Origin of the sequence: Oerskovia rustica (assembly GCF_014836555.1) — a bacterium.
Classification (GTDB): Bacteria; Actinomycetota; Actinomycetes; order Actinomycetales; family Cellulomonadaceae; genus Oerskovia; species Oerskovia rustica.
Genome location: NZ_JACSQQ010000003.1, coordinates 2527 through 11800, shown reverse-complemented (window position 1 = coordinate 11800; position 9274 = coordinate 2527). Strand labels below are relative to the sequence as shown.

Below are 9274 nucleotides of genomic sequence, written 5' to 3'. Positions count from 1 at the left end.
CCCCCCCCCCCCGCGACCGGGCGACCGGGCGACCGGGTGACCGGGTGATCGGGTGATCACGCGATCAGTCGTTCGGCGTGACCTCGGGCAGCGGCGCGGGACCGTCCGCGGGCACCCAGCCCTTGGGCGGCCGGACGGTCGGGACGTCGCCCACGATCGGCACCGGTCGGCGGTGGAACGGGAAACCGTAGCGGGTCACGAGCCCCGCGAGCGTCGTCAGGCGGTTGCGCGGTCCGATGAGGCTCATGATGTGCACGAACAGCCACGCCAACCACGCGGTCCCGCGGGTCAGGCGCAGCTTCCCGGCGATGTCCGCGACGGCCGCTCGGCGCCCGATGACGGCCATGGTGCCCTTGTCGAGGTACCTGAGCGACGTCGTCGGGCGGCCCTCGACGAGCGCGCGGACGTTGCGCCCCACGACCTTGCCCGACTGGATCGCAGGCTGGGCGAGCTGCGGCAGGCCCGCCGGCGAGACCGCGACGTCCCCCGCCGCGAAGTGGTCCGGGAACCCCTCGACCTGCAGGTCGTCGCCCACGCGGATGCGCCCGCCGTCGCCCAGGGGCAGGTTCCAGCGCGAGACCTCCTCGTGCGGGGCGACGCCCGCGGCCCAGATCGTGAGGTCCGAGCGGATGAAGTCGCCGTCGGTGAGCTCGACGCCGTCGGGCAGGACCTTCGCGACGCCCGCGCCCAGGTGCAGGTCCACCCCGCGACGCTGGAGCTCGCGCGCCGCGTACGTGCGCAGCTTCGCGGGGAAAGGCTTGATGAGCTCGGTGCCGCGCTGGACGATCTTGACGCTGAACGCGTCGCCGTGGATCTCCGGGTACGCGGGTGCGAGGCCCTGCGTGCGGAGCTCGGCGAGGGCTCCCGCGACCTCGACGCCCGTCGAGCCGCCGCCCACGACGACGACGCGCAGGCCGTCGTCGGTCCCCGGTGAGGCCGCGGACTTCTCGAGGCGGACGAACAGGGTGTCGCGGATCTTCAGCGCCTGCGAGCGCGAGTACATCGCGAACGCGTGCTCCTTGGCGCCGGGGGTGCCGAAGAAGTTGGTCGTGACGCCGTTGGCCAGGACGAGGTAGTCGTAGCGGATCTCCTCGTCGTTGAGCAGCCGGAGCGTCTTGCTGTGCGGGTCGAGGCCCACGAGGTGCTCGTGGACCACGCGCACGTTGCGCTGTCCCAGCCGCAGCGCGCGCAGGAAGTACGTGACGTCGCCCGGGTTCAGGCCGCCCGTGGCCACCTGGTAGAGCAGCGGCTGGAACGTGTTGTAGACGCGACGGTCGATCAGCGTGACGCGCACAGGCGCGCCCGCGAGCGCCTTGACCGTCGCGAGGCCCGCGAACCCGCCGCCCACGACGACGACGTGGGGGAGCTGCGCCCCGGTGGGTGCGGGGTGCGCGGCGGTGCCGTCGTTCACTGTGTGCCTCTCGATACGTCTCGTGTGCGACACGACGATGTGCCGGGTGGTCCGGGGCACGAGCGTATGTCGCTCGGGGGGCGAGGGCGAGAGGGAGGCGAGATGGGCGCGCCGGTCCGAGACGGGTGCTGCGGACCGTGGCGCAAGGGTCCGTCTCGGACCGGAGCACCTGTCTCGTGGGCCCTGCGTGACGGGGATCACGGGCCCGGGTATCTGACGTCGTGTGGACAACCGGGGCCCTCGGAGCGTAACTTCGAACTGACCAGTCAGTCTAAAAGAGTGATCGGGACTCAGAACTCTCGGAGGAACCCCCATGAACCAGCCCGTCGCACGGCACAGCAGCGACGAGGCCACGTACCTCGTGCAGGCCCCGACCACAGCACCCGTCCCCGGCGCTGCGACGAACGTCAGCAGGCCCGACGACGTCGCGCACCTCCCGCACGGAGAGGTCGCCGCCGCGGACATCGCCGACGACCTGACCCTGCGCGGCCCGCTCGGCGGCGAGATCGCCGAGCCCGACACCCCGCCGCTCGGCAACGGCACGCCCCCGCACGCCGTCAGCGCCTACGACCTCCAGCTCCACGGCCCACGCGGCCTCGTCTACGGCCCCGTCGACCTGGAGATCCCGGCCGGCGAGGTCGTCGTCCTCCAAGGTCCGCAGGGCGCCGGCCGCTCGAGCCTGCTCCTGACCCTCGCGGGCCGTATGGCCCCCGACCACACCCCCGACGGCTGGCTCGTCGTGCTCGGCGAGAACCTCACGGGGCGCCGCGCGCGCCGCACCGCGGTCCAGCGCCGCGCCGCGATCGCCGGCTTCCACGGGATCGACGAGCTCGACGACGCGGTCACGGTCGGGGACTCGGTACGCGAACGCCTCACGTGGCTCGCACCCTGGTACCGCCGGACCCCCAAGGTCACCCCAGAGGTGTACGAGCGCGTGGCCCGCCCCGTGTTCGGTCGCCGCGAGCTGCCCGCGCTCGACGCCATGGTCTGGGACCTCGACGAGGTCGACGCCATGCTCCTGCGGATCGCGATCGCCCTGGCCCAGGACCCCGAGCTGCTCGTGGTCGACGACCTCGACCAGGTCCACGACTCGGCCCGCCGCCAGATCGTGTGGGAGCGCCTCGAAGCCCTCGCGGCCACGGGCCTGACCGTGATCGGCTCGGTCGCCTCCGCGGGCGAGGTCGACGCGATGCGCTGGGGTCGCACCCCGCACGTCGTGCGCCTCGCGACGGGCCCGCAGCTCGTCCCGGCCTGACCCTTCCCTCCGAGGGTGACCGTCCCCTCCGCCGAGGGTGACGGCCTGACCCGCCGAGGGTGACGCCGCGTCACCGTCGGCCCTCGATCCGGTCACCCTCGGCGACCCGCACCTCCCCGCCCACGCTCCGCCGTCGGGCCCCATCCTTCGCACGAACAGAACGGAAACACCTCTCGTGATGTCCTGGACCTCCACCGGTACGGAGCTGCGGCGCTTCCGCCGCGGCCTCCTGCCCAAGCTCGCCGTGGGCGCGATGATCTTCGTACCCCTGCTCTACGGGGCCATGTACCTGTGGGCCTTCTGGGACCCGACCGGCAACCTCGACAAGCTGCCCGTCGCGATCGTCAACGCCGACACCGGCACCGAGGTGGACGGTGAGCGCCTGGACGCCGGCGAGGAGGTCACGTCCACGCTCGTCGACTCGGGCGACCTCGAGTGGGCGCGCGTCGACGCGGCCGAGGCCGAGAAGGGCGTCAAGGACGGCACCTACTACTTCGCGCTGACCATCCCCGAGGGCTTCTCCGAAGGCATCGCGAGCGCCGCGGGCGACGACCCGCAGTCCGCGCAGCTCATGGTCACGTACAACGACGCGAACTCGTTCCTCGCCACGACCCTGGGCCGCAGCGCCATGACACAGGTCCAGGGCGCGGTGCGCGAGGAGATCGGCGCGCAGGCCGTCGACAAGGTCCTCGTGGGCCTCGGCAGCGCGCGTGACGGGTTCGCGCAGGCCTCCGACGGTGCGCTCACGCTCACCGCGGCGAGCGGCCAGCTCACGGACGGCGCGACGCAGGTCGCCGACGGCGCGACGTCCGCCGCCGACGGCGCGGGCACGCTCGCGGCCGGGATCGACCGCCTCGCCGACGGCGCAGGGTCCGCCGTGGCGGGCGCCGGGCAGCTCGCGACCGGTGCGGGAGCCCTGTCCCAGGGCGCGTCGTCGGCGAGCGCGGGCGCCTCGAAGCTCGCCGCCGGTGCGTCCTCCGCGGCCGACGGGGCCTCGGCCCTCGCAGCCGGTGCGGCCACGACGCAGTCGGGCATGGTCCAGCTCGCCGACGGCTCGCAGAAGCTCGTCGCGGGCTTCACGGCGCCCGACGGGCTCGTGGCCGGGGCGGACAAGGCCGCCGCGGGCGCCCAGCAGGTGTCCGACGGCGTCGCGCAGGTCCAAGGACAGGTCACCTCGCTCACGGGCAGCGTCCCCACGCTCCGCGCGCTGCTCCAGCAGAACGCCGCGACGCTCGGCGCCTCCGCCGACCCCCGGGCGCAGGCGCTCGCGGCCGCGAACCAGCAGGCCCTCGGCCAGCTCCCCTCGGACGCCGCGCTCGCCCAGAGCGCGGCCGGGCTCCAGACCCTCGCCGACGGCTCGAAGCAGGTCGCGGCCGGGCTGCCCGCTCTCTCGACCGGCCTCAAGGCGGCCTCGGCCGGAGCGGCGCAGATCGACGCGCAGCTCCACCCGGGGTCGGGCACGCAGACCGTCCGTGACGGCGTCGACGGCGTGGCCGCCGGTGCCGCGAACCTGAGCAGCGGCCTCACGACCCTGCGCGGCGGTGCCTCGGACCTCGCGGCCGGGAACGCCTCGCTCGCGACCGGGGCGGGCACGCTCGCCGCCGGTACCTCGTCCCTCTACTCGGGCGCCCAGCAGCTCGCCGACGGCGCACAGTCCGCCGCGGTCGGCGCCGGGGCGCTCGCCGACGGCACCAACACGCTGGCCGACGGCGCCACGCAGGTCGCCGACGGCGGGGCACAGCTCACCGACGGTGCGCAGACCCTGACCGACAAGCTCGCGGAGGGGTCCGAGGCCATCCCCGACGACGGCACCGCCCTGCGCGAGCAGCGCGCCGACGTCATCGCGGCCCCCGTGACCGTCGCGGACCACGACTTGGCCGAGGCCGAGGGGTTCGGCGAAGGGTTCGCGCCGTTCTTCATCCCGCTCGCCCTGTTCGTGGGGGCGCTCATCACCTGGCTGCTCATGCGTCCGCTGCCCTCGCGGGCCCTCGCGACGCCCGCCTCGGGCCTGCGGACCACGCTCGCGGGGTTCCTGCCCGCGCTGTGCATCGGGTTCGCGCAGGTCGCCGTGATGCTCGCCGTCATCCACTGGGGCGTCGGCCTCGACATGACGCACGCGCTCGGGACGCTCGCGTTCACGACGCTCGTCGCCGCGACGTTCCTCGCGCTCCAGCAGGCCCTCATGGCGCTGCTCGGCCCGGCCGCGGGCAAGGTCGCGATCCTGGCGCTCCTCATGCTGCAGCTCGCGTCCTCGGGCGGCACCTACCCCGTGCAGACCACGCCCGCGTTCTTCCAGGCCATCCACCCGCTGCTGCCCATGAGCTACGCCGTCGACGGGCTGCGCCAGACCATCACGGGCGGCGTCGACGGACGGCTCTGGTTCGCGGTGGTCTACCTCGGCGTGCTGCTGCTAGCGTCGCTGGCGATCAGCGCCTGGCGGGCGGGCCGCATGCGCACCTGGACCCTCGACCGCCTGCACCCGGCGCTCGAGATCTGACGACGAAGAGGCTGGACGAACGATGACGACGACCAAGGCGGACCCGACGGCGGACGGACCGGGCGCCGTCGGGCCCCTTGAGCCCGGCGCCACCGCGGAGGCCACCGGGACCCGGCGCGAGCAGGCCTTCGCGGCCCGCCGCGCCGGGACCCGGCAGCAGATCATCGACGCGGCCGTGAGCCTCATCGCCGACCAGGGCTTCACCGCCACGTCGGTCGAGGACATCGCGGCCGCCGCGGGCGTGGCCAAGGGCAGCGTCTACTACAACTTCGGGTCCAAGTCGGACGTGTTCGAGGCCGCGCTCGCGGGCGGGCTCGAACGCCTCACGCTCACGCTCTCCGAGGCCCGCGCAGGGCTGCAGGGCAAGGAGGCGCTCGCGGCGCTCATCGCGTCGCTGCTCGAGCAGATCAGTGCCCACCCCGACTTCGCGAAGCTCCTCGCGGCCGAGGTCTTCCGGGTCGGGCGCGAGTGGCAGGAGACCGTCGGGCACATCCGTGCGCGCGTCATCGAGTTCTACGCGGCCGCGCTGCGCGAGGAACGCCCCGGGGCGGACGTGTCGCTGCTCGCGGCGTCGGTGTTCGGGGCCACGCTCGTCGCGGGGCTCGAGTGGCTCGTGTTCCAGCCCGAGCGCGAGTTCGACGAGGTGCTCGCCGCGGTGCTGGAGCTGGTCGCGGGACTCTGAGGGCGGTCCGCGCCCGCCGAGGGCGACGCGCCGCTCTGCCGAGGGTGACGCCCGTGCCCGCCGAGGGCGACGCACGCGCCTGTCGAGGGTGACGTGATGGCGCAACGCTCGCTCCGCCGTCGGGCCCTGGGCGGCTCAGCCCAGGAGCAGCTTCCAGCAGCCCACCCCGATGAGCCCCGCGAGCAGCGGCGCGACGACGGGCACCCACGCGTAGCCCCAGTCGGAGGGGCCCTTGTGCTTGAGGGGCAGGAGCGCGTGCACGATGCGCGGCCCGAGGTCACGGGCCGGGTTGAGCGCGGGACCCGTCGGTCCGCCGAGCCCCGCGACGAGCGCCCACACGAGGAAGCCGAGGGCCATGTGCGCGAGCCCGGGCTCGGTCGTGGTCAGCGGCGAGTTGACGATCGCCAGGGCGCACGAGAACAGGATGACCGAGCCCAGCAGCTCGTTCGCGAACCCGTTGACGCGGCTGTGCGCGGCGTTGACGGTCGAGAAGGTCGCGAGCACGTCGTCGACGTTCTCGGTGCGGTCGTAGTACGGCTTGTGGGTCGCGACGATCGCGAGCTGCCCCGCCATGGCCCCGAGCATCTGCGCGACGACGTACGGCGCGACGTCGGCCCAGGGGAACAGGCCCCACGTCGCGAGCCCGATCGTGAACGCCGGGTTGATGTGGTTGCCGCTGATCCCGCCGAACATCAGCGCCGGGATCATGACGCCGAACCCGTAGCCCATCGCGATGAGGCTCCAGCCGCCGCCGTACCCCTTGGACCCCTTGAGGTGCACGTTCGCGACCGTGCCGTTGCCGATGATGATGAGTATCGCCGTGCCGATGAACTCGCACGCGGCACGCACCGCCAGGGAGTAGTCCGGATCCATGCGCACACCCTGCCAGGGGTGGGCTGCGGGCGGGCGGTGCGACACCCCGCGAGACGGGGCCTCGCGCGATCCCCGGGGATCGGGGACACTGCCCGTCATGGAGCATGAGGCTCAGGCAGGTCCCGGGACACGGCAGGCCCGACGGCGTCGCTCGCCGCGGTCTGTCGTCGCACCGCTGGTCGTGGTCGCCGCGGCGGGGGTGCTGACCGTGCTGCTCGCTGCCTGCGTGGCCGGGACCGGGAGCGAGACGTGCGTGAGCTGGGCGTCCTTCCCGGACGACGCGGCCCGGACCGAGCAGGCCGACCTCGTGGTCGACGCGACCGTCGTCGAGCAGGCCGGGACCCGCTCGATGTTCGGTGCCGAGGCGAACGTGTGGTCGGTCGACGTCGGGTCGGTCACGAAGGGAGATGCGGAGCCGGGCGAACGCCTGGAGGTCGTCTCGACGCCCCCGACGTGCTCGGGCGAGGGGTACCCCGAGGGCGACCCGCTCGACGTCGACGGCGAGGTGCGCCTGTACCTCAAGGACGCCGAGTCGTTCCAGCTCCCCGGGTCCGGCGAGGGGTGGGCGCTCATCACCCCGCTGGACGGGGTCGGGACGGTCCCGTAGTCCTGGGCGGGTGTCGCCGTCACCCTCGGTGGGTCAGCTCGTCACCCTCGGCGGGCCGCCGTTCCTGTGTCGCGTCCCGCACCTTGCCCGTACGCTCGCGACAACCGAACTCCCGCAGCGTCGCGTCGAGTGTGCGGTCTGCTGCTGGGAGACCAGTGGAGGAGAACGAGTGTGAGAACACGTCCGATCGTCCCGTCCGTCGCCGCGCTGAGCCTGGGGCTCGCCGCGGTGTTCGTCCCGCCGGCCGCCGCTGCGCCGCCGGCACCACCCGCCCCGCTCGAGGACCACGTCACGGGCGCCGCCGTCATGGAGCACCTCGAGCAGTTCCAGGCCATCGCGGACGCCAACGGCGGCAACCGCGCGCTGGAGACCCCGGGGTACGAGGCGAGCGCCGCGTACGTCGAGCAGGTCCTGACCGACGCCGGGTACACGCCCGAGCGCCAGTACTTCACGTTCGAGGACCTCGTGACCGACGAGCTGTCGCTCACGGCCGGCGGGGTCGCGGTCACGCAGAGCGTCTTCCCCGCGGAGTTCGCGCCCGACACCCCGCCGGAAGGCGTCACGGGCCCTGTGGTCCAGCCGGCCGATGCCCTCAAGCAGGGCTGCACGGCCGACGCGTGGGCCGGGGTCGCGGCCACGGGCGGCGTCGCCCTCGTCAGCCGAGGGGCCTGCAACTTCTCGCTCAAGGTCGAGCACGCCGCCGCCGCGGGGGCGGCGGCAGTCATCATCTACAACAACACGGCGGGCCCCATCAGCCCGACGCTCGGTGCGCCCAGCGACGCGTGGGTGCCCACGGTCGGCATCACGCAGGCCGACGGCCAGGCGATCATCGCCGGGGTCGCAGGCGGCCAGACGAGCGCGACGTACGTGCTCCAGACCTCGACCGTCTCGCACACGACGTTCAACGTCATCGCGGAGACGAGAACGGGCCGAGCTGACAACGTCGTCATGATCGGCGCGCACCTCGACGGGGTGCCGGAGGGTCCGGGCATCAACGACAACGGGTCGGGGTCGGCCGCGATCCTCGAGACCGCGGTCCAGCTCGCGGAGCACGGCGGCCCGCTCGACAACCAGGTGCGCTTCGCCTGGTGGGGCGCCGAGGAGGTGGGGCTGCTGGGCTCGACGCACTACGTCGACGACCTCGTCGCGAACGACCCGGCCGCGCTCGACCAGATCGCGACGTACCTGAACTTCGACATGGTGGGCTCGCCGAACTACGTGATCGGGGTCTACGACGCCGACGAGTCGACGTACCCGGCGCCGGTCGAGGTGCCGCCGGGCTCGCCCGAGACCGAGGACGTCTTCACCGACTACTTCGACGGGATCGGGCAGGCGTGGGTCGACTCGGAGTTCTCGGGCCGCTCGGACTACCAGGCGTTCATCGCGAACGGCGTCCCGGCGTCGGGCCTGTTCACGGGTGCCGACGACGTCAAGACCGAGGCCGAGGTCGCGCTGTTCGGCGGCACGGCGGGGATCTGGCAGGACCCGAACTACCACTCGGCGAACGACGACATCGACAACGTCGACCCGGTCGCGCTCGACATCACGTCCAAGGCGATCGCGCACGCCACGGCGTCGCTCGCGGCGGACACGTCGGCGATCAACGGCGTGGTCTCGCCCGTCGACCCGGAGCTCACGGGGCTCACGGCGACCGCCCGCTGCACGGGCAAGGTGGCGTCGCTCTCGGTCGTCGCGACGAACGGCGAGGACCGTCCGCTCGACGTCCGCTTCACGACGCCGTTCGGCGAGAAGACCTTCAACCACGTCAACCCGGACAAGATCGCGCACCAGTCGTTCAGCGCGCGGTCCGGGTCGCTCGCGGCGGGCAGCGTGACCGTCAGGGCGTGGGACGACGCGGGGTCGCAGGAGACCTACACGCTCGACTACGCGGCGCTCACCTGCTGACCTGGCCGTGAGATCGGCGTCATGCCCGACGGCGCCCCCTCCTC

7 protein-coding genes are annotated in these 9274 nt (G+C 73.3%); 5 read left to right on the top strand and 2 right to left on the bottom strand.

The genetic code is table 11. The annotated features are described in order from the left end of the window. Positions 1-64: 64 nt before the first annotated feature. Positions 65-1411 (bottom strand): NAD(P)/FAD-dependent oxidoreductase, encoded by a 1347-nt coding sequence (locus tag H9652_RS02200; protein ID WP_318243947.1) that lies wholly within the window; start codon positions 1409-1411, stop codon positions 65-67. Positions 1412-1724: 313 nt separating this feature from the next. Here H9652_RS02200 and H9652_RS02195 point away from each other — a divergent pair, with 313 nt between their 5' ends. From H9652_RS02195 to H9652_RS02185, 3 genes are all read left to right on the top strand, one after another. Then, the gene (locus H9652_RS02195; RefSeq protein WP_191794459.1) at positions 1725-2666 is read left to right on the top strand and encodes an ATP-binding cassette domain-containing protein; all 942 of its coding nucleotides are present in this window, start codon (positions 1725-1727) and stop codon (positions 2664-2666) included. 178 nt (positions 2667-2844) lie between these two features. Further along, positions 2845-5163 (top strand): YhgE/Pip domain-containing protein, encoded by a 2319-nt coding sequence (locus H9652_RS02190; protein ID WP_191794458.1) that lies wholly within the window; start codon positions 2845-2847, stop codon positions 5161-5163. A gap of 22 nt (positions 5164-5185) precedes the next feature. Beyond that, complete coding sequence (locus tag H9652_RS02185) at positions 5186-5845, top strand: TetR/AcrR family transcriptional regulator (protein ID WP_191794457.1); 660 nt, start codon at positions 5186-5188, stop codon at positions 5843-5845. 135 nt (positions 5846-5980) lie between these two features. Here the strand turns inward: H9652_RS02185 and H9652_RS02180 are convergent, their stop codons facing one another. Beyond that, positions 5981-6718: an MIP/aquaporin family protein gene (locus H9652_RS02180; protein ID WP_138826684.1), complete on the bottom strand. Its 738-nt coding sequence runs from the start codon at positions 6716-6718 to the stop codon at positions 5981-5983. Between the two features lie 97 nt (positions 6719-6815). Between H9652_RS02180 and H9652_RS02175 the strand changes: the two genes are divergently transcribed. After that, the gene (locus H9652_RS02175; protein WP_191794456.1) at positions 6816-7325 is read left to right on the top strand and encodes a hypothetical protein; all 510 of its coding nucleotides are present in this window, start codon (positions 6816-6818) and stop codon (positions 7323-7325) included. 171 nt (positions 7326-7496) lie between these two features. Continuing rightward, positions 7497-9230: a M20/M25/M40 family metallo-hydrolase gene (locus H9652_RS02170; RefSeq protein WP_318243946.1), complete on the top strand. Its 1734-nt coding sequence runs from the start codon at positions 7497-7499 to the stop codon at positions 9228-9230. Positions 9231-9274 lie beyond the last annotated feature (44 nt).